Origin of the sequence: Vandammella animalimorsus (genome assembly GCF_002288875.1) — a bacterium.
GTDB lineage: Bacteria > Pseudomonadota > Gammaproteobacteria > Burkholderiales > Burkholderiaceae_C > Lampropedia > Lampropedia animalimorsus.
In genome coordinates, this window is record NZ_NTBH01000001.1 from 620709 (window position 1) to 641174 (window position 20466).

At 61.2% G+C, this 20466-nt stretch carries 15 protein-coding genes and 1 pseudogene; 1 reads left to right on the forward strand and 15 read right to left on the reverse strand.

What is annotated here, in order from left to right; genetic code table 11:
• Window positions 1–23 precede the first annotated feature (23 nt).
• Window positions 24–2423, reverse strand: coding sequence for a DNA topoisomerase IV subunit A (parC, locus tag CLI93_RS02625; protein ID WP_095995649.1), 2400 nt, complete (start codon window positions 2421–2423; stop codon window positions 24–26).
• Between the two features lie 238 nt (window positions 2424–2661).
• Here parC and nrdF point away from each other — a divergent pair, with 238 nt between their 5' ends.
• Window positions 2662–3621: a class 1b ribonucleoside-diphosphate reductase subunit beta gene (nrdF, locus tag CLI93_RS02630; protein ID WP_095541215.1), complete on the forward strand. Its 960-nt coding sequence runs from the start codon at window positions 2662–2664 to the stop codon at window positions 3619–3621.
• Between the two features lie 7 nt (window positions 3622–3628).
• Here nrdF and dprA read toward each other — a convergent pair whose 3' ends face one another.
• The 14 genes and pseudogenes from dprA to CLI93_RS02700 all read right to left on the reverse strand — a co-directional run bounded on the left by dprA (window position 3629) and on the right by CLI93_RS02700 (window position 20184).
• Window positions 3629–4945 (reverse strand): DNA-processing protein DprA, encoded by a 1317-nt coding sequence (gene dprA, locus CLI93_RS02635; protein WP_095541398.1) that lies wholly within the window; start codon window positions 4943–4945, stop codon window positions 3629–3631.
• A gap of 33 nt (window positions 4946–4978) precedes the next feature.
• Window positions 4979–5875, reverse strand: a complete 897-nt coding sequence (locus CLI93_RS02640; RefSeq protein ID WP_095541214.1) for a LysR family transcriptional regulator — start codon at window positions 5873–5875, stop codon at window positions 4979–4981.
• Window positions 5876–5903: 28 nt separating this feature from the next.
• A complete protein-coding gene (gene prmB, locus CLI93_RS02645; protein WP_095541397.1) occupies window positions 5904–6812 on the reverse strand; it encodes a 50S ribosomal protein L3 N(5)-glutamine methyltransferase in 909 nt (302 codons plus the stop codon).
• A 32-nt stretch (window positions 6813–6844) separates the two neighbouring features.
• The gene (gene dapE, locus CLI93_RS02650; RefSeq protein WP_095541213.1) at window positions 6845–8059 is read right to left on the reverse strand and encodes a succinyl-diaminopimelate desuccinylase; all 1215 of its coding nucleotides are present in this window, start codon (window positions 8057–8059) and stop codon (window positions 6845–6847) included.
• Between the two features lie 185 nt (window positions 8060–8244).
• Entirely contained in the window at window positions 8245–9225 is a 981-nt protein-coding gene (locus tag CLI93_RS02655) for an Acg family FMN-binding oxidoreductase (RefSeq protein ID WP_095541212.1), read from the reverse strand.
• 100 nt (window positions 9226–9325) lie between these two features.
• Entirely contained in the window at window positions 9326–10492 is a 1167-nt protein-coding gene (locus tag CLI93_RS02660) for a PilT/PilU family type 4a pilus ATPase (RefSeq protein ID WP_095541211.1), read from the reverse strand.
• Between the two features lie 133 nt (window positions 10493–10625).
• Window positions 10626–11225 carry a class I SAM-dependent methyltransferase gene (locus CLI93_RS02665; RefSeq protein ID WP_095541210.1) on the reverse strand — a complete coding sequence of 200 codons (600 nt, stop codon included), beginning with the start codon at window positions 11223–11225 and terminating at the stop codon, window positions 10626–10628.
• Window positions 11226–11606: 381 nt separating this feature from the next.
• Window positions 11607–12947, reverse strand: a complete 1341-nt coding sequence (locus tag CLI93_RS02670) for a 3-deoxy-D-manno-octulosonic acid transferase (RefSeq protein ID WP_095541209.1) — start codon at window positions 12945–12947, stop codon at window positions 11607–11609.
• 300 nt (window positions 12948–13247) lie between these two features.
• Window positions 13248–15023 carry a hypothetical protein gene (locus CLI93_RS14695; protein ID WP_143326307.1) on the reverse strand — a complete coding sequence of 592 codons (1776 nt, stop codon included), beginning with the start codon at window positions 15021–15023 and terminating at the stop codon, window positions 13248–13250.
• 131 nt (window positions 15024–15154) lie between these two features.
• Window positions 15155–17311 (reverse strand): type IV pilus secretin PilQ, encoded by a 2157-nt coding sequence (locus CLI93_RS02680; protein ID WP_095541207.1) that lies wholly within the window; start codon window positions 17309–17311, stop codon window positions 15155–15157.
• A 10-nt stretch (window positions 17312–17321) separates the two neighbouring features.
• The gene (locus CLI93_RS02685; protein ID WP_095541206.1) at window positions 17322–17864 is read right to left on the reverse strand and encodes a pilus assembly protein PilP; all 543 of its coding nucleotides are present in this window, start codon (window positions 17862–17864) and stop codon (window positions 17322–17324) included.
• 3 nt (window positions 17865–17867) lie between these two features.
• Window positions 17868–18503 carry a type IV pilus inner membrane component PilO gene (locus CLI93_RS02690; protein WP_095541205.1) on the reverse strand — a complete coding sequence of 212 codons (636 nt, stop codon included), beginning with the start codon at window positions 18501–18503 and terminating at the stop codon, window positions 17868–17870.
• A 12-nt stretch (window positions 18504–18515) separates the two neighbouring features.
• Window positions 18516–19106 carry a PilN domain-containing protein gene (locus CLI93_RS02695; protein ID WP_095541204.1) on the reverse strand — a complete coding sequence of 197 codons (591 nt, stop codon included), beginning with the start codon at window positions 19104–19106 and terminating at the stop codon, window positions 18516–18518.
• Window positions 19103–20184 (reverse strand): annotated as a pseudogene (locus CLI93_RS02700) (pilus assembly protein PilM). Before CLI93_RS02700 ends, CLI93_RS02695 begins: the two are co-directional and overlap by 4 nt.
• Between the last annotated feature and the right edge of the window lie 282 nt (window positions 20185–20466).

Genomic DNA, 20466 nt, shown 5'->3' on the forward strand with positions numbered 1-20466 from the left:
GCGCGCCAAGGCGCGCGCGAACTTCACAGCACGCGCTGCACGCTCTCGGGCTTGAAGCCGAAGTCGCCCTTCTTGCCTTTTTGCGCGCGCTTGCCCAGGGCGTTGTTCAGGCTGCGGATTTCCAGGGTTTCCTCGCGCGGCTTGCCGCCGCGGCCCAGACCGGCGATGCGCACGCTGCGCGTGTAGGCGGCCGCACCGGCCAGGCTGTCCTTGGGCTCCAGATCGAGCAGCAGCACGCCGCGCCCGCCGTTGGCCAGGGCTTTGACCTCCGTCAAGGCAAAACCCAGGATGCGCCCGGCGGCGGAGACCGCGCAGACGTGGCTGGCTGGCGGCAGCGGCTGCGATTGATTGCCGCCGTCGATGAGTGACGGGGCGCAGGGGCGCTCGCCCTTGCCCACGCTGATGAAGGCCTTGCCCGCCTTGTGGCGCGAAACCATGTGGCCGACCTGCGCGATAAAGCCATAGCCGCCCGAGCTGCTCAAGAGCAGGCGCGCCTGCGGCGGCCCGGCAAAGTAGTGCAGCAAATCGGTGCCTTTTTCCAGCTCGATCAGGGTGGTCAGCGGCTGGCCATCGCCGCGCGCGCCGGGCAGGCTGGCCACCGGCACGGAATAAACGCGGCCATTGCTGCCCAGCGCCAGCATCACGTCCACCGTGCGGCATTCGAAGGTGCCGTACAGGCCATCGCCGGCCTTGAAGTTGAAGCCCTGCGGATCGTGGCCATGGCCGCTGCGCGCGCGCACCCAGCCCTTGTTCGAGACCACGACCGTGACCGGCTCGTCGAGCACCTTGACCTCGGCCACGGCGCGCTTTTCCTCCTGGATCAGCGTGCGGCGCGCATCGGCGAACTCCTTGGCGTCGGCCTCGATCTCGCGCGCCATCAGGCGCTTGAGGCTGCCGGGGTTGGCCAGGATGTCTTCGAGCTTGTCCTGCTCGGCGCGCAACTCCTTGAGCTCTTGCTCGATCTTGATGGCTTCCAGCCGCGCCAGCTGGCGCAGGCGGATTTCCAGGATGTCCTCGGCCTGGCGCTCGCTGAGCGCAAAGCGCGCCATCAGCGCGGCCTTGGGCTCATCGCTGGCGCGGATGATGGCGATCACCTCGTCGATGTTCAGCAGGATCAGCTGCCGCCCTTCGAGGATGTGGATGCGCTCGAGCACCTTGCCCAGGCGGTGCTGGCTGCGGCGCGTGATGGTCTGCTGGCGGAACTCGATCCATTCGAGCAGCACCTGGCGCAGCGATTTCTGCACCGGCCGCCCGTCGATGCCCACCATGGTCAGGTTGATGCTGCACGAGCTCTCCAGGCTGGTGTGCGCCAGCAGCGTGGCCATGAGCTCCTGCGCGTCGATGCGGCTGGACTTGGGCTCGATCACCAGGCGCACCGGCGCATCCTTGTTGGATTCGTCGCGCACGCCATCGAGCACCGCCTGCACCGTGGCCTTGAGCTGGGTCTGCTCCTGTGTGAGGGATTTTTTGCCAGCCTTGACCTTGGGATTCATCAGCTCCTCGATCTCTTCGAGGACCTTGCGCGCGCTGACGCTCGGCGGCAGCTCGGTGACCACCATCTGCCACTGGCCACGCGCCAGCTCTTCCATCACCCAGCGCGCGCGCACCTTGATCGAGCCGCGCCCGCTTTGGTAGGCCGCGGCGATGTCGGCTGCGGCGCTGATGATTTGCCCGCCGCCGGGAAAATCCGGCCCAGGCAGCAGCGCAAACAGCTCCTCATCGGCCAGCTGTGGCGACTTCAGCAGCGCAATGGCTGCATCGGCGACCTCGCGCAGGTTGTGGCTGGGGATCTCGCAGGCCATGCCCACGGCAATGCCGCTGGCGCCGTTGAGCAGCGTGAATGGCAGCCGCGCCGGCAGCTGGCGCGGCTCCTCAAAGGCGCCGTCGTAGTTGGGCACGAACTCCACCGTACCCTGGTCGATCTCCTGCAGCAGCAGGCGCGTGATCTTGGCCAGGCGCGCCTCGGTGTAGCGCATCGCCGCCGCGCCATCCCCATCGCGGCTGCCAAAGTTGCCCTGGCCGTCGATCAGCGGATAGCGCTGCGAGAAGTCCTGCGCCATGCGCACCAGCGCATCGTAGGCGGCGCTGTCGCCATGCGGGTGGTACTTGCCCAGCACATCACCGACCACGCGCGCACTCTTGACCGGCTTGGCCGGCGCATTGCCGCTGTAGCCCAGGCCCATCTGCGCCATGGTGTAGAGGATGCGCCGCTGCACGGGCTTTTGCCCATCGACCACGTCAGGCAGCGCCCGGCCCTTGACGACCGAGAGCGCATATTCCAGATAGGCGCGCTGCGCATAGGCCGCCAGCGATGAACCATCGTCTCCAGCAGCCAGCGCTGCCACTGGCAGCGGCGGCACGGGCGGCTCTCCAGCCTGCGGCGCGTCGCCACGCTCGGGGTCATGAATCAAATCTTGTGGCATGAAACAACAGAAAAAACTTGGCAGCATGCGCCTTCACCGGCCATGCGCCCCCTCAGGATGCCGCGCGATTGTAGGGCCAGCGACTGGGCCGACGCTTGCGCCGCGCAGCGCCGCAACACGTGTTCCCCTGTGCTATAAATTTGCTTATAGCAATTGCTATAAATCCATTCCATCACATCTGTGCCAAGGGCCTGTTCAAGCCAGAGATTTGAACTGCCGGCCCGCACCCCTTACCACCATGGACCTGAAGATCACCCGAGCCGTCAACTGGAACCAGCTTGAAGACCCCATGGACCTGGCCATGTGGAACCGCGTTACCGGCAACTTCTGGTTGCCGGAAAAGGTGCCGCTGTCCAACGATCTGCCGTCCTGGCGCACGCTCACCGAGCAGGAGCAGCGCACCACCATGCACGTCTTCACCGGCCTGACCATGCTCGACACCGTTCAGGCCGCCGTAGGTGCGCCGCGCATGATTGCCGATGCGCAAACCCAGCACGAGGAGGCCGTATTCGCCAACTTCACCTTCATGGAGGCGGTGCATGCGCGCAGCTACAGCTCGATCTTTTCGACCCTGTGCAGCACGCAGGAGATCGACGCCGCCTTCCGCTGGAGCGAGAAGAACCCCTGGCTGCAGGAAAAGGCTGCCATCATCGCGCGCGCCTACCGGGGCGACGACCCGCTCAAGGTCAAGATCCTGTCCGTGTTGATGGAGTCGTATCTGTTCTACAGCGGCTTCTTCTGTCCCTTCTACTGGGCCAGCAAGGCCAAGCTGACCAACACAGCCGACCTGATCCGGCTGATCCTGCGCGACGAGGTCTGCCACGGCTACTACATCGGCTACAAATTCCAGCAGCAGTACCAGCGCCAGCCATTGCCCCGGCAGGAACAGCTGCAGCGTTTCACTTACGACACGCTGCAAACGCTGATGGCCAACGAGTACCGCTACGCGGCCGACCTGTACGACCGCCTGGGCTGGACCGAGGACGTCAAGCACTACATGCACTACAACGCCAACAAGGCGCTGATGAATCTGGGCTTCGAGGCGCTCTACCCCAAGGAGCGCTGCCAGGTGCCCGCCGCCATCCTCGCCGCGCTAGACCCTGGCGCCAACGAGAACCACGATTTTTTCTCCGGCTCAGGCTCGTCTTACGTCATCGGCAAGACCGAGGTGACGGCCGACGAGGACTGGGCGTTTTGACCGGCCCTCAGGCTAGGCCCAGGCGCTGGAACCAACCGCCAGGCATGCGTGCCACGGCCTGGGCCAGCTCCAGCTCCAGCAGCAGCACCTGCAGTTGCGCCGTAGGCAGGCCGGTGCGCGCCTCCAGCTGCTCCAGGCTGACGGGGTCAAAGCCCATGGCTTCAAGCAGCGCCTGCTGCGGCCCCAGAGGCCCCAACGGCTTCGGCGGCGCGGGTGGTGCTGGCGCCGGGGCAGGCTCAGGCCCTTGCTGCGATACAAGCTCATCCAACGTTTCGCCATCCTGGCCTTCGCCACCGTCACCGCGCACCACACCCGGCGCGGCCAGTGCCTGGACGTCGGGCGCAGCAGCGGGGCCGGCCAGCTCCTCCAGCACATCGGCCACGCAGTCCACCAGCTTGGCGCCCTGCTTGATCAGGCCATGGCAGCCGCGCGATTGGGGCGAGTGGATGGAGCCGGGGATGGCCAGCACGTCCCGCCCCTGCTCGGCTGCCAGCCGGGCGGAGATGAGCGAGCCGGATTTCTCCGCCGCCTCGACCACCAGCACGGCCTGACTCAGCCCGGTGATGATGCGGTTGCGGCGCGGGAAGTTGGTGGCCAGCGGCAGCATGCCCAGGGGCTGTTCGCTCAGCAGCAGGCCCTGCTGGGCGATGCGCCGGGCCAGCGCGCGATGCGCCGCCGGATAAATGCGATCGGCGCCCGTGCCCATCACGGCGATGGTGGCCAGCCGCGCCCCAGGCTCGGCATCCTGCTGGGCCAACAGGGCGCCTTCATGGGCTGCGGCATCGATGCCGCGCGCCAGCCCGGAGACGATGCACACGCCCAGCTCCTGCAGCTGCTGGGCAAACTGGCGCGCGTTCTGCGCGCCCTGCGCCGTGGGCTGGCGGCTGCCCACCACCGCCAGCATGGGCCCGCAACGCTGCCACCAAGGCATGGGCGCCTGGGCATCCAGCCAGGCGCGCGGGCCCACGGCATACAGCAACAGCGGCGGGTCGTCGAGCTGGCGCAGCGCCCAGGGATAGCGCGGGTCGTCCAGCGTCCAGACCGCGTGGGCCAGACCCAGATCGGCATCGGCCTGGCTCAGCCATTGCTGCAGCCGCGCCAGCGCCGCCTGCAGCGCGGCCTCATCGGGCTGCAACAGACGCTGCGCCAGCGCCACCGAGCCCAGCACCTGTTGCAACAGCGGCAACGGTTGTTGCAGCACGGCTTGCGGCGTGCCGAACTGGGCCAACAGCCGCGCGGCGCGCAACGGCCCAATGCCCTCGCACAGGCTCAGCTGCAGCCAGGGCAGCAGCCTTGCCCCATCCCATTCATTGCCTTGCTGCATGGCCTGCCCTCCCTTATTCATCGCCCAGCGTGTTCACTCCGGCTGTGGCAACAGTCCACTTTGCGGCTTGCGGGCCACGTCGCGCAAAAACTGCCAGACGGCCTGCACCCGCGCCAGATGGCGGATTTCTGCCGGCATCGACATCCAGAACGTGCGCTGAAACTGCGCCTGCTGCGGCAGCAACTGCACCAGCGCTGGATCCCTGTCGCCGATGAAGGCCGGCAAAATGGCCAGGCCAGCGCCAGCGCGCACCGCCTGGTACTGCGCCAGCACGCTGGTGCTGCGCAGGCCGAAGTGCTGCGGCTGGAAAAAGCTCTCCAGAAACTGCAGCTGCTTGGAAAACAGCAAATCGTCCACGTAGGAGATGAAGGTGTGCTCGGCCAAATCGTCCATGGACGTGATCGGCGCATGCTGCGCCAGGTAATCGCGCGCGCCATACAGCCGCAGCACATAGTCGCTGAGCTTGGTGACCACCACAGAGCCGCGCGTGGGCCGCTCCAGCGAGATCACGATGTCTGCCTCGCGGCGCGAGAGATGCACCAGCCGCGGCAGCGCCAGCAAGTCGATCACCAGGCTGGGGTGCTGGCGCGCCAGCTCGGCCAACGGCGCGGCCAGCACCTGGGTGCCCAGCCCTTCGGGCACGCCCACGCGCACCAGGCCGGACAGGCCTTCCTGCGTGACCAGCGAGCTGCTCTCAATCGACAGGAACGCCGCCTCCATGGCCTCGGCCTGCGGCAGCAGGTGGCGCCCGGCCTCGGTCAGGCGGTGGCCCGAGGCCTCGCGGGCAAACAAGGGCACGCCCATTTGCTTTTCCAGCACCTGGATGCGGCGGCTGACCGTGGTGTGATCGACCTGCACCGTGCGCGCCGCATTGACCAGCGTGCCAGTGCGCGCCAGCGCCAGAAAGAATCGCAGATTGTCCCAGTCCATTGCCCTTGCCCCCTGCCGCCCTGCTGGCTCATGCGCCGGGGCTGCGCCCTTGCGCGGCGCGCCAGCGCAGCAGCTCGGCCTTTTCCAGCAGCAGCACGTCGCCGCCGTCCTCGGGCTCGCTCAGCCACAGTGCCTGCAGTGTGCCAAAGGCCCGCTCGAAGTGGGCGCGCTCGTGGCCGATCTCCAGCACCAGCGCCGCGCCATCGTTCATGTGCTCAGGCAGGGCTTGCAGCATGGGGCGGATGAAGTCCATGCCGTCCTCGCCACCGGCCAGCGCCAGCGCCGGCTCAGCCCGGTATTCGCCCGGCAGGGCAGCCATGCTGCGGCTGTTGACGTAGGGCGGATTGCACAGCACCAAGTCGTAGCGCGGCTGGGCCGGCTGCAGCGCCTGCAGGCCGTCGGATTCGATCAAACGGATGCGCGTCTGCAAGCCGTGGCGCTCACAGTTGATGGCAGCCACGGCCAGCGCGTCGGCGCTGATGTCGACGGCATCGATCTGCGCCTGCGGCCAGGCCAATGCGGCCAGCACAGCCAGACTGCCGTTGCCGGTGCACAGATCGAGCACCTGGCCGCCCTGCTCGGGCAGCCAGGCGTCGAGCCGGCCTTCGAGCAGGGGCGCAGCAATCAGACTGCGCGGCACGATGCTGCGTTCATCGACGTAGAACGGCACGCCGTGCAGCCAGGCTTCGCGGGTGAGGTAAGCGGCGGGCTTGCGCTCGCTGATGCGGCGCTGCAGCAGGGCCTGCAAGGCCTGGGCCTGGGCGCTGTCCAGCGTCTGCGGGGCCAGACTGGCCAGCTCAGTGTCCAGCGCCAGGCCCAGGCTCCAGAGCGTGAGCCAAGCCGCCTCGTCCCAGGCGTTGTCGGTGCCGTGGCCAAAGGCCACGCCGCTGCGTTCGAGCTGCGCAGCAGCCTGTGCAATGGCCGCCTCAATCGCCATGCCGGCGCGGATGCCGTCGTTCATTGCACTGCTCATGCCGCCGCCTGGGTGTTTGCACCGGCGCCGCCCGCATGCTGGGCATGCAGCAGCTCCAGCAATTGTGCGTAGATGCGCGTGAGAGTGTCCAGATCAGCCAGGGCAATGTGCTCATCGACCTTGTGGATGCTGGCGTTGGGCGGGCCCAGCTCAATGACCTGCGGGCACAGGGTCGCGATGAAGCGGCCATCGCTGGTGCCGCCGCTGGTGGACAGCTCGGGGCTGAGCCCTGTGACTTGGCCCACGGCCTGTTGCACCAGCTGCACCAGCGTGCCGCTGGGGGTGAGAAAGGGCTGGCCACCCAAGGTCCAGTGCAGCGTGTAATCCAGGCCGTGCCGATCGAGCACCGCATGCACGCGCTGGCGCAGCTGGGCATCGCTGGATTCGGTGCTGAAGCGGAAATTGAAATCCACCACCAGCTCGCCCGGGATGACATTGCCCGCGCCAGTGCCGGCGTGAATGTTGCTGATTTGCCAGCTGGTGGGCGGGAAGAACTCATTGCCCGCATCCCACTCGGTGGCTGCCAGCTCGGCCAGCGCTGGCAAGGCCTGGTGGATGGGGTTGCGCGCCAGGTGCGGGTAGGCGATGTGGCCCTGCACGCCATGCACGTGCAGGCGGCCGCTCAGGCTGCCGCGGCGGCCGCTCTTGATCATGTCGCCAGTGCGCTTTTCCGCCGTGGGCTCGCCCACGATGCAGTAATCAAGGCGCTCGCCGCGCGCGCGCAGGGTTTCGATCACGTGGGTCGTGCCGTGCACGGCCGGCCCCTCTTCATCGCTGGTCAATAGCAGGGCCAGACGCAACGCCTGCCGGGGCTGCTGCTGAATCACTGATTCGAGCGCGGCCACAAAGGCGGCGATCGAGCCTTTCATGTCGCTGGCGCCGCGCCCATAGAGCCGGCCCTCGCGCTCAGTGGGCTTGAAGGGCGGACTGCTCCAGTGCGACTCGGCGCCACTGGGCACCACGTCTGTATGGCCGGCAAACACCAGCGTCGGCGCATCCGGCTGCGCCGCCGCGCGCGTGGCCCAGAGGTTGCTCACGCGGGCCTCGGCCGGGCCGGCCGGCAGCCACTCCAGCTCGAAACCCAGGGCCTGCAGACGCTGGGCCAGCAAGGCCTGGCAACCGGCGTCGTCGGGCGTGACGGAAGGTTTGGCGATCAGTTCTTTGAGCAAGGCCAAGGCATTGGCTTGCAGTGGGGAAGCGGGCTCGGTCATGGCGCGGGCTCAGGCAAATCGGGGGCAGAACAAGGCGCCCGGCCACGCGCTGTCAACAGCGCAGCTTGGGGCATGGGGCGCAGCAATGCGCATACCGTGCGGCACATGGCAGCGGCCGGGCACGCGCGGCGGCGATGGTAGCCGATTGCCCACCTGGCGCGAGCGAGCGCGGCGCTCGAAAGCCATCAGGCGGCCTGGTACAAGACCGCCTCGATGGGCTTGCGCCAAGAAGCAGGCAGGCGCTTGGCGTGGCCGATGCGCAGCAGGATTTGCGGCTGGGCCTGCACCCAGGGCTCGACCGCCAGGCGCTGGCGCAGCGCCGGCACTTCGCAGGGCGGGTTGAGGTAGGAGTGAGCGATGCCCGCGCTGGTCAGGCGCAGCAGCAATCGCTGCAGGCTGCGGCCGGCGGCCACCCAGGCGGGGATGCTGTCCTCGTAGCTGGCAATCAGGATCAGGTGCGAGGCTGAGCGCAGGCGCTGGGCATCGCTGCGGTTTTGCCGCACGGGATCGAGCGCATGGCGCACGATGGGGCGGGAGATCCAGGCCGGCAGGCTGGGCGCGCCCAGCGCAGCATGGCTGATGCCATTGCGGGTGCTGCGCGCCTGGCCGGCGTTGAAGCGAATCCACTGCAGCAGCTCCTGCTTGAAGGCGGCATCGCGCATCTGGATGGCATTGCCTTGCTGCACGTAGTCGCTCAGCCGCTCGAAAGGCGCCGAGCCTAGCGGCCAAGCCTGCAGCACAATGCCCGGCTCGGCACAGCCTTGCTCAAGGATGCCGTACAGCAAGTCTTCGGGCACCGGCGTGCCGTCGTAGCGGGAGCGGTTGGTCTGGCGGGCGTCGATGGCGGCGGCCAGCGGGTCTGCACCCTGCGCGGGGTCTGGCGTCAGCGCGATGGTGATGACGCCTTGCGGGCTGATCGCCTGCGCCGTGCGCAAGCCCCTTGTGCTGGCGGCCAGGCAGAGGTTTTCTGCGGCACAGCCAAGGCTGATGAACAGCTCGCGATGTTCGGGATCGACCACCGGCAGCGCCTGGCGCAAGTCCGGGTGGATGCGGATCTGCTGCGCGCCGGGCTCGAACAGCCAGGGCTGGGTGTTGTGACCCGAGGGCGCCTTGCAGGCCTGTTCGATCAGAAAGCGCTGCGTCTCATCGGTGGTGCCAGCGTTCATGCTTTCCCCCCTCGCTCTGGCCTTCACTGCTGCGCTGCGGCGTACCCCAGCGCAAACGCGCAGCAACCCACAAGGCAGCACACGCACGCAAAGTTGTGGCTCAGGCTTCTTCGTCGCGCACGTCCAGCGCGAATTCAGTGAACGAGGGCTCGTCGCTTTCGGCTTCGGTCGATTGCACGCGCGCCTTGGCGGCATTGGCGGCCATGGCGAAGTCGTTTTGCAGGCGCCACATGAGGTTGGTGGGCGAGTCGGCGTAGCTGAAGGCTTCCTTGCGGTCGATCAGCCCTTCAGAGACCATGAAGGCCAGCGACTCCTCGAAGGTTTGCGAGCCTTCGGACATGGATTGCTGCATGGCATCGCGGATGCCGGAGAAATCGCTGGCCTCGATCAGCTCCGAGACCAGTTTGGTGTTGAGCAGCACTTCCACAGCGGGGATGCGCTGGCCATCGAGCCCGCGCAGCAGGCGCTGCGAGATCACCGCCTTGAGCGTGGCGGCCAGGTCGCCCAGCATGGTCGGGCGCACTTCCACAGGGTAGAAGCTCAGAATGCGGTTGAGTGCGTGGTAGCTGTTGTTGGCGTGCAGGGTGGAGATGCACAGGTGGCCCGATTGGGCATAGGCCATGGCCGCAGACATGGTTTCTCGGTCGCGGATCTCGCCGATCTGGATCACGTCCGGCGCCTGGCGCAGCGCGTTTTTCAGGCCGATCTGCAAAGACTCCGTGTCGGTGCCGACCTCACGCTGGTTGACGACGCTGCGGCGGTTGCTGAACTCGTATTCGATCGGGTCTTCAATGGTCAGGATGTGGTTGGCCACCAGCTTGTTGCGCAAGTCCATCATGGCCGCAATGGTGGTGCTCTTGCCCGAACCCGTGGCGCCCACCAACAGAATCAGGCCGCGCTTTTCCATGGCCAGCTCCTCCATGACGGGCGGCAAGCGCAGCGTGGCCAACTCGGGAATATCGCGCGGGATGTAGCGAATCACCACCGCGTAGCTGCCGCGCTGGCGCATAGCGCTGATACGAAAGCGCCCCACCCCTTCCAGCGGCACGGCCATGTTCAACTCACCGCAGCGCTTGAGCTCGTCGATGCGCTCCTTGGGCACGACTTCCGCCAGCAGCTTGAGCGTGGCCTCGGGCGCCAGCACCTGGTTATTGACGGGAATGGTTTCGCCGCGAATCTTGATCATCACCGGCGAGTGCGCAGAGAGGTAAATGTCGGAGGCTTTGTTCTCCGCCATCAGTCGCAACAAGCGCTCCATCGCTGCCATGGTTCATCCCTCCGTCGAAGTTGGCCGATTGCCTGAAATTTTTGCAACAAAATACTCGAATAGGAAAACGAATGTACCATCTTTGGCCAGCTGCACCGTAGCACGCGCACGACAGCTGGCGCATTTGCCACTGTCACTGAATCTGGGCGCTGCTCAGCCGCCAAACATGCGCAGGCGGCACATTGGCCATCACCGTGTCGATGCGTTGCGCCTCAATACCCAGTCGCTCGAGCACTTTGCGACGCACTGGACAGTGCCAACCGTAGGTGAACAGATACAGGGCTTTGCCTGGTTGCAGCGCCGCAAATACGCTGCGCACGATGCGCAATTGCTGCGCTGGGCCCATATTCAGCAAGGGCAGGCCGCACACCGCGGCAGACAGTGGCGGCAAGTTGGCATGGCACTGCGGCCCAGGCCGCCCCAGGCGGCTGGCATCGTCAGTTACGACCAGAGCCTCGGGAAAGGCCTGCTGCAAGGCCTTGGCCAAGGCCGCGTCGCGCTCGACCAAAATCAAATCCCGTTGTGCCACCCCTCGCGCCAGCAATGCCCGGGTGAATACCCCCGTGCCCACGCCCAGCTCCAAAACCGGGCCCGTGCCTGGCTCCACATGGCGCGTGATGGCCCGCGCCAGCGCTGGGCTCGACGGCATCAGCGCACCCACGGCCTTGGGATTTTTGCGCCAAGCCAGAAAGAAATCCCGGTACTCGCGCACCTTGGCTTTCTGTGCGGTCAATGTCGTTTTAAGCCGCGTCTGCCTGCTGGCCACTCTCATGATGAACAATGGTTTTGATTGAAGCCTATTGCTGCTTTGCACTCTGGCCGGGCCTGTTCATGACCCCAATACAGGTGCCGTCGTGCCAATTCACAAGCCATCGGGCGCAACAGGGCAAAAACAACGCCAAGCCTCTTTACAAGATATGGCAGACACGTATGCAGATGCATCGGTCCGCAAGGGCATGAACAGCAAACTGCGCATTATGCGCCCCCAGCGCTGGGCCTACATCTTGGAAAGCAGCGGCGCAGCATGCTTGCCAAACATTCTTCACGCTGCTTTTTGCGCTTGGCAGGCCATGTCAAGCTCATCTTTGTGGCTTGTGCAAAATTTTCCAAATACTTATGCGGTCTGCGCCAACCAGGCTTGGGCAACCGCATCGGCCAGCCGATCCAATGCCCCTCGATGACGCTGAGCAAATGTGCTGGCCGCAATCTGCATGGCCTGCCAGCGCGCCTGATCCTGACATACTGCCTGAGCCTGCTCTACCGCCTGCTGCATATCGGCCACTCGCAATGCCGCTTGCGCCGCTACCGCATCGTCTGCGGCCTGCGCAAAATTGAAGGTGTGCGGCCCTAGCACCACAGGGCATCCACAGGCGGCTGCCTCGATCAAGTTCTGCCCACCCAGCGGCTCGAACGAGCCACCCAGCAATGCCACATGCGCCAGGCTGTAATACAAAGCCATTTCGCCCATGGAATCGCCCAGCCAAACGCCAGGTTGAATACCAGCGACACCCTGCCCATCTCTAAAAGGGCCGCTATCGCCCCAGGCACTGCGACGCGAAACCGCATAGCCAGCTTGCTTTAGCAAGGCTTCAACCTCGTCAAAGCGCTGTGGATGGCGCGGCACCACCAGCCATTGCAACGCTGGCGCCAGGGTGTCGCTGTCGCCAGTTGCCATATCCATATGGGCGCGCCATGCTGCCAACCATTGGGCTTCTTCCCCATCGCGCGAGCTGGCCAGCACCGCAATGCGCTTGCCCGTCTGGCGCTCGAACACCTGGCGCCAGGCAAAGCCCTGTGCACATTGCGCCGCATCGGGTCGAGCGTCGAACTTGATGTTGCCGGTCACCGCCGTCACATGGGCGCCCACTGCACGCAGGCGCTGGGCATCGGCGTCAGTCTGCGCCAGCACTGCACTCAGGCCCTGATACGCCGGGCCCATCAGCCAACGCCCTTTTTGCACCGCCGCTTGCGACTTGACGCTCAAGCGCGCATTGACCAGCCACAGCGGCACATCCATGGCCTGGCACTGCGCCACCATGGTCGGCCAGACCTCGGTTTCCATCAACAGGCCCATCGCTGGCCGATGCCAGCGCAGAAACCGGCGCACCGCGCCCTGGGTGTCCCACGGGTACCAACATTGCCTATCGCCGGGCTGCAGCAGCTTGGCGCCTTCAGCCCGGCCCGTGGCCGTGCCATGGGTCAACAGCAGTGGCAAGCCGGGAACTCGCTCGCGCAAAGCCCCAATCAATTGGCCTGCCGCACGGGTTTCGCCCAAAGAGACAGCATGAATCCACAACGGCCGCGGCTCGTCCAGCATCAAGGATTGCTTCGCATAGTGACCGAACCGCTCAGGTACAAACTGCCCATACAAAGGCTCAGCCCGCGCACGCCGCGCCAGCTTGCGGCGCAGCAAAGGTTGGGCCAGCCAAAGGGCAGTGCTGTAGAAAGCAAGCATGGAAAACCCAAAATAATATCGAAACACAAAAATTACGAAGGCGTATTTACACGAATTCAGAGGTCAATAAAACACTGAAAATCAAGAAGAAATAAAAATTGGCTTGAGCTTTTGAAAGGATTATCCCGCAGGGAAATTTACAAATCTAAAAACACACATTGTCTCGCTATTGACGTGATCTTCCACCAAACAAAAAATTAGCCAAAGATGGCACCTTTCAGAACCACCTTTGGCTTTTCAAGCCACTCTCAGCATGAGAGACAGCTCATCGGGAAGGGAAAATATCAGAACCGTAGGAAGTCAAGGACAGCTTGTCGGCTTAGTTCCATCCCCAGTGACTTTTACTCGAACTGGTTGACGGTGTGTAATCCCCGCAGACGTGACCGAGATCACGAAATCATAGGGCTTGTCTTGATACTCATACGTTTCCGGTGTAGGGGGTACGGGAGGCACAGGAGGCATCGCACCTGGATTGCCTGGGTTGCCTGGGTTGCCTGGCACCGTAACGCAAGCCAACAGCGACGCTGGAACCACCCCCTCTGATGTCAAAATAGCTGTTTGAGCATCAAAGTTCAAGAAACCATGAATAGGCGGAGGCGAGGCGGGCAAGGACTCCCAAGTATACGTGCCATTACCACCTGCACCAGTGAGCACAAAGAAGTAGGAATTACCTACAACTGCAGGCGCAAGCTCGCACACAGCCCCAGAATTTGCCGAAGTACCGCACTCAGCAATATGTACTTTGTACTGCGACTCCTCAATAGTGATGGAGAACACATGGGTATCGCTCTGATTGCCAGCCCATGGCAAACGACTGCCCGTCGAGTCAACCACTGCTACTTCAAACTTGTGATTTTTGATGATTTCCTTGGGTGTCCCAGTAATCACCCCATTGGATTGCAGAATCAGACCCTCTGGCAAACGCCCGTTGATAAGGCGCCAAGTATGGGGCGGAATGCCACGCAGCTTGTTGCCTTTGTCGTCTACCGCAAAATCCAGCACGGCCAGGAACGGCTGCTCAAAATAACCCACCAATTCTTGATCTGCGATCTCCACTGGAGTCACAAAATCCGGAGGCGGCTGATTCAAGGCATAAACCACCGTCAAATTGCTCACCGGCACGGCAATACCATTGTCAACGTTATTATCCAGCGCGTCGGTCAGGAACTCGATCAGGATGGGGCCCTCATATTGGCCGCCAAACACCGTAAAAGTGGCCCGGCCATTGATGGTCTTTGAAGACACCCAGGTATTGCGACCTGTGCTGCCCGCGCCTGCAGAGCCAAGGCGCGCACCGATGGCAGCATCGCTGTAGCCAGACACGATACGGGCGTGCAGGTTATTGCCAACCGGGTCGGGCACACGTTGGTTCTGTACATCAAAAATAGCTGCCTGAACCTGAATCTGGTTATTGAGCTGCGAACCCTGTGTGAAGGTGTACCCCACACTGCCTGTGGTGCGAGTTTCAATGTACAAATCTGTGGGGCTTGGATTGGGATTGTCTTCACCAACCTTGATTTCCACACTGGCCTCACGCACTTGCTTGTCGCGCGGATCCTGAATGCTGCAAGTAATTTTAGCTACGCCTGCGGTATCGTCGGCATGGAAGTGGAATGTCGCCATGCCCGAATTCGATGGCAAGGCAATGGAGCGATAAGCCCCTGGGACTTTGACTGTCCGCCCATCTGCCAAGGTCACATCCACCATGTGCTCCGGATCACCATCCAAATAGTACAGAGACACATCATTGCCAATGGAACGATCCAACGAACAACCAAAAACCTTTTCGTCCCCGCTGCTAGGAATCGGTCGCCCAGCAATGGTGGCCTTGACATCCAAGGCCACTGTATAGGGCGACAAACGGCCAACTCCAGAATAGCCATCCAAACCAGGGCGCTTGTTTTCCAGATTCAAAGGCAAGGAATAACGCTGGGCTGTCAGCTCAATTTTATAGGGTGCGTTCGGAGTGCCGCCACTCCCGCCGCCGCCCCCACCGCCGCAAGCGAGCAGCACGGTGGCTGCGCCAGCAACCACTGTCCAATACATGCCTTTACGGCAAATCTTCTCTACATTCACCTGATTACTCCTTCATCAGAATTCATGAGTTCATGACGTCGAATTCATTCAAAAAAACAGCTCATCAAGTCCATTCAAACGACCAAGCTGACAAGCCATTGCAGGAAGAATCCAGCAACCCAACGCTCCCGTCAGCGGCGCATTGTATTTTGCTCGGTCACGATCTTGGGGGTGATGAACACCAAAAGCTCGCTCTTGCTGGTATTGCGCGTTGTTTTCTTGAACAAGTGCCCAGCGATGGGGAGGTCGCCCAAGAAGGGGACTTTTGTCTCGCCAGAGGTTTCCTGCAGCTCAAAAATGCCACCGATCACCACCGTACCGCCATTTTCAACCAGGACCTGTGTCGTCACCCTCTTGGTGTCGATGGCCACCGTGCCGCCTTCATAGTTCGGGCTGTCCTTATTGACTTGCAGGTCAAGAATGACGTTGCCTTCCGGAGTGATCTGTGGCGTCACCCCCAAGCGCATCACGGCTTTCTTGAACTCAATAGTGCTGGCCCCATTGGGCGCTGTGGTCGTGAAAGGAATCTCACGGCCTTGCTCAATGAATGCCTCCACCTGGTCAGCCGTCACGACGCGCGGGCTGGAGATCACCCTGCCCTCCCCCGTGGACTCCAGCGCAGAGAGCTCCAGGTTCAAGAAGCGATTGGCCGCAGCATTGAAGATAGAAAGGGCAAAGCTTGCCGCCTGGCTCCCTTCGCCAAAACCCGAAGCTGGCAAATTGATGAATGCGCCATTGCTGCTGGTGCCTGCTGCTGCCCCTGAACTGGTGAGCACATTGGCATAGCTGCCGCCAAACACCACTCGATTGCCTCGGCCAATGTGGTAGCCCCCATCTCCGCCCCGTTCGGCGCGCAAATCATTGCCGCCAAGACGCGCGCCCAGGTTGCGCCCGAAACTGTCCGTGGCTTCCACAATGCGCGCCTCGATCAAGACTTGGCGCACCGGAATATCCCAAGTGGAAATCAATCTGGCCACTTCTTCCAAACGTGAAGGCGTGTCGGTCACGAACAATTGATTGGTGCGGCGCTCGGCAATGGCAGAGCCGCGCTCCGTGAGGAAACGGTTGTTGTGCGTATCGCCAGTTCCAGAACTTGTACCACTGTTGGTCAACTGCTCTGCAATGTATTCAGCCCGCGCATAATTCAGCTGAAACGCTTGGGTACGCAACGGCTCCAGCTTTTGCAATGCGGCTTGCGCCTCATAATCCTTTTGGCGTCGTGCATCCAATTCATCCTTGGGCGCCACCCACAACACATTGCCATTTTTTTCGTAGCCCAGCTCCTTGGAGTCCAAAATGATCTGCAGGGCCTGATCCCAGGGCACGTCCTGCAAGCGGAGTGTCAAGGTTCCTTGCACAGAGTCAGAAGTCACAATATTGAAATTGGTGAAATCTGCAATGACCTGCAGCAACGATCGAATTTCAATATTCTGAAAATTCAGCGACAGCTTTTCCCCTTTGAACCCCACGCCCGGCGTCAGTTTATTGGGCTCGGGCTCAACACGACGCAGCTCCAGCACATACTGCCCATCGGCCTGATAGGCGCTGTGCGCCCAGTCGCCTTCGGCCTCGACCTCGACGCGCGTTGAGTGGGCTGTTTGCCGTGCCTGCACAAACGTCACGGGTGTTCCAAAGTCTGTCACATCCAAGCGATTGCGCAATTGGGTGGGCAGCGACACATTGGGGATGTCCAGCACAATTCGCTTGCCTTCCTGCCGCAGATCAACCTCTACGCCTTGCGCAGGCAGGTCAATCAGCACACGCGCAGCGCCATCAACGCCCCTGCGGAAATCCAAGCCCTGCAAAGCAACTGCCCCAGCTGCTGCTGCACGGTGCTGCCCCCCCAGGCTGCTGCCGGAAGACTTCACAGCATGAGCACTGCTGCCGGTTGGTGAATGCAAGAAAACCTTCACAGTCTTGCCCGCCCGCTGTATTTCGTAATTGGCAGGCTCACGCAGACTCAAGACAACGCGCGCCCGGTCTGCTGCATCAATCGCATTAATGGTGCGCAAATTTCCCTGATTGATCGCAGCACTCTGACGCCCAGAAATGACGCCAACTCCAGGAAAGTCCAAGGAAATTCGCGCAGGCGATTGCACCAGAAAAGCCACCGGATCGAAATCAATTTCGTCGTTCAACTCAATCTGAATCACCTCACGCCCATTCTGCTGCATACCAGTCACAGAAACAATATCCGCGGCATAGGCAGAGAAAGCAGAGCTCAGAAACAAGCCGCTCAGCAGCAATTTGGCGCCCAGGGCACCTCGCTTTAAATTCATCTTTTGCATTTTTTCTCCTTCACTCCTGCAGCTCAAGCACTGTCGACTGTTCAATCCATTCACCTGTTGCATCTTGTACAACTTCCTGCAGTTTCATCTGTGTCTCGGAAATATTCCGAATCAGGCCATAGTTCTGCCCGATGTAGTTACCTGCAACAACCTGGTAAAGATGATTCTCAACCAAAACCAATGCTGTTGGCTTGCCTGCCTTTTGCATGAAGCCTACCATCTTGATAGAGTCCAGAGGATAAGCTTCCAGAGGTTCTTTGCGTCGATTGCGGTGCTGATCAATCAAACGAGTATCTCCCCGCACCTGCCCTGACTGGAACACCCTGGCCAACTTCTCAAAGGCAAACGGATCCTCGGCAGAGCCGCGATCATATGCCACAGGTTGAAACACCAGCGGCTCCCGCAAAGGCTGGATGTTAGGAACCGCCTGGCTTTTTTCACGAGCCATCCAGGCAGATACTTCACTTTGCCTGGAATCCATGATGCACCCCAGCAAGGAGCCACTCACACCCAAAATCAAAAGATACCTTGACCAATGAAATGAAGATGCCATGACTTACCTCTTCTGCTGTTTTTGCTTCTCACGCTGCACACTGGCCACCTCTTCCGGATCAAGATAGCGGTAAGTCACCGCAATGGCTTTCATATCCAACCTCTCATCCGTCGGATTTTTCTTTTTAATTTCCATATTCCCAACGGTCACGATACGAGACAGGTGAGCAATATCTGAAAGAAACTCGCCAATGGCATCGTAGGTGCCAGTGACCATGATTTCTATGGGCTGCTCAGCATAATAGTCCTTCAGCTGAGGCGCTCCTGGCTTGAACGACTCAAACTGCAAACCTCGACCCACTCCTGCCTGGTTGATATCGGAAAGCAAGGCCGCCATCTCCGCTTTGTTGGGAAGTTGCTTCTCCAACAGATTGACATATTGGATGGCCTGCTCGCGTTGCTTTTTCAAGGCATCCAAGTTGATAGCTTTTTTGTAATCCTTACTGAATTCTGCACGCAAGGTTTCTTCTTTAGCGCGCGCCGCTTCAAGCTCATCCTTGAAGTTCACAAGCCACAAAAACCACAACAGGATGGCAACACCAGCAGCAATCAAGGCAAACACAACCAAGCGTGGCACGATAGGCCACAGCCAGGGGTCTCGACCACTGGTTTGCTGAAACTGGGACATTAAATTAGCCATGATCCCCTCCTGTCATTTCTTACCATCCGACTCTTCATCTGCGCCCTGTTTGCTCAAGCCAAAATTCAAAGAATATCCAAATGCTTGACGCTCCCTATTTGCCCCGAGATTGATTTTCGCCGCCTTGGTTTCAACCAACTGCGGCCTGGAGTCCCACGGCATATTGTCAGTGATATTTCTTAGCAAATCAGCAACAGTCTGGTTCGACTGGGCAATTCCCATCAAAGCCACCGTTTTAGCTGTTTTATTCAGAGATGTCACATAAGAACCATTGGGAGTCTCACGCACAATTTCATTGAGCAACTCCACAGGCAAATTACGCTCGGACTGGAGGTTTTCAACCGCTTCCTGCCGGGCTTTGAGCGCCGCAATTTCCGCCTCGATATTAGCAACCTCCTTGATCTGATCCTTGAGCCTGGCATTCTCCTGCTCAATCATGCGATTGGCATTTTCTTGATCAGCAATCAAGGTTTGAAAAAACAAGTAGATCCCACCAGCAATGGCCGCCCCAGCAATAGCAGAGAGCACGCAACTGGCCATGAAGGTTTCTTTGCGAACCTTTTTCGCGGCCTCCCGGTGAGGCAACAGGTTAATCTGAATCATTGATCAAATCTCCTCAAGGCCAAACCACAAGCCGTCAAGTAACTAGGCGCCTCACGCATGACCGTCTTCATACGCACGCCGCCGCCCATTTCCATGCCCTCGAACGGGCTGGCGACCTGGCACACTGTCTCGGTGGCCTGCGTAACGGCAGCAGCCAAGCCATCGACGATGGCAGTGCCGCCAGCCAGTAGGATTTTGTGTGCACCGAGTTGTAGGGTGAACTGGTATAGAAAAACTGCAGCGAACGGCTGATTTCCTGAGTGATGCTATTCACGAATGGGCGTAACACGGCCAAGTTGTAATCTTCGGGCATGTCACCGCTGCGCTTTTTGTTTTCCGCCTCTTCGGCAGAAATCCCATAATGACGCGCTATGGCTTGGGTCAGTTGCCCACCGCCGAAGGACTGCTCTCGCTCAAACAGAATTTCTTCGCCTTGCATCACCAGCAGATTGCTGGTCGAGGCGCCAATTTCCAGCAAGGCCACCAGAGGGGCCTCGGAAGACTTGGGCCAAGCCTTGGCCAGACGAGTGACAGCCAGGCGCGATGCGTAGGACTCGATGTCCAGCACAACAGCCTTCAGACCAGCAGCCTCTGCCAGGCCCTGACGATCCTGCACGCGATCCTTGCGCGATGCGGCAATGAGCACTTCCACATCGTCGCTGGAATGCTTGGAGGGGCCAATGACGCAAAAGTCCAGGCTCACCTCATCCAAGGAAAAGGGGATGTAATGACTGGCTTCGGACTCCACCTGAATTTCCAGCTCCTCCTCAGAAAGCCCTGATGGCAGCACAATCTTGCGCGTGATCACTGCCGACGAAGGCAAGGCAAGCGCAGCCTGGCGCGTTTTGGTGCCACTCTTCTTCACCAAACGGCGCAAAGCCTCTGCCACCTCATCGAAGTTCTCGATATTGCCCTCGCTGACCCAGCCTTTTTCCAGACGCTCAAGAGCCGCGCGCTCCAAGGTGATCTTGCCATCGCGCGAGCCACTGAGCTCGACCAGCTTCACACTGGATGTGCTCACATCGATGCCAACCAGCGGCGTCGATTTGGCACCGAACAGAGATCTCGTTGAGACCACATTACCCCCTTCTTGCCCTGTTAAATAGAGCAACAAAATGTACGACTTGACACACATACTATCAGCATGGCTGGGCAATGCAAAGAACAAGTTACGCTTGTTTTTGCGCCTCTGTTGTCAAAAGCACACGTGATTGTCATTATTCTGTCGGGCGGGGATTGTGCGTTATCCTCGCTGCCGCAATCTCGTCACCGACACGCGTAGACAACGACATTTGAGAAAGATCGAACGGATCTCAAAGCGCCCGTTCAAAGGCTCGGCGCAGACTTTGCCGCTGGATGC

Excerpts from the sequence above, each read along its gene's own strand:
- CLI93_RS02695 (WP_095541204.1), bottom strand. The coding sequence starts at position 19,106 with ATGATTCAGATTAACCTGTTGCCTCACCGGGAGGCCGCGAAAAAGGTT.
- CLI93_RS02660 (WP_095541211.1), bottom strand. The coding sequence starts at position 10,492 with ATGGCAGCGATGGAGCGCTTGTTGCGACTGATGGCGGAGAACAAAGCC.
- prmB (WP_095541397.1), bottom strand. The coding sequence starts at position 6,812 with ATGGCGATTGAGGCGGCCATTGCACAGGCTGCTGCGCAGCTCGAACGC.
- CLI93_RS02690 (WP_095541205.1), bottom strand. The coding sequence starts at position 18,503 with ATGGCTAATTTAATGTCCCAGTTTCAGCAAACCAGTGGTCGAGACCCC.
- dprA (WP_095541398.1), bottom strand. The coding sequence starts at position 4,945 with ATGCAGCAAGGCAATGAATGGGATGGGGCAAGGCTGCTGCCCTGGCTG.
- CLI93_RS02685 (WP_095541206.1), bottom strand. The coding sequence starts at position 17,864 with ATGGCATCTTCATTTCATTGGTCAAGGTATCTTTTGATTTTGGGTGTG.
- CLI93_RS02680 (WP_095541207.1), bottom strand. The coding sequence starts at position 17,311 with ATGCAAAAGATGAATTTAAAGCGAGGTGCCCTGGGCGCCAAATTGCTG.
- dapE (WP_095541213.1), bottom strand. The coding sequence starts at position 8,059 with ATGACCGAGCCCGCTTCCCCACTGCAAGCCAATGCCTTGGCCTTGCTC.
- CLI93_RS02670 (WP_095541209.1), bottom strand. The coding sequence starts at position 12,947 with ATGCTTGCTTTCTACAGCACTGCCCTTTGGCTGGCCCAACCTTTGCTG.
- CLI93_RS02655 (WP_095541212.1), bottom strand. The coding sequence starts at position 9,225 with ATGAACGCTGGCACCACCGATGAGACGCAGCGCTTTCTGATCGAACAG.
- nrdF (WP_095541215.1), top strand. The coding sequence starts at position 2,662 with ATGGACCTGAAGATCACCCGAGCCGTCAACTGGAACCAGCTTGAAGAC.
- parC (WP_095995649.1), bottom strand. The coding sequence starts at position 2,423 with ATGCCACAAGATTTGATTCATGACCCCGAGCGTGGCGACGCGCCGCAG.
- CLI93_RS02640 (WP_095541214.1), bottom strand. The coding sequence starts at position 5,875 with ATGGACTGGGACAATCTGCGATTCTTTCTGGCGCTGGCGCGCACTGGC.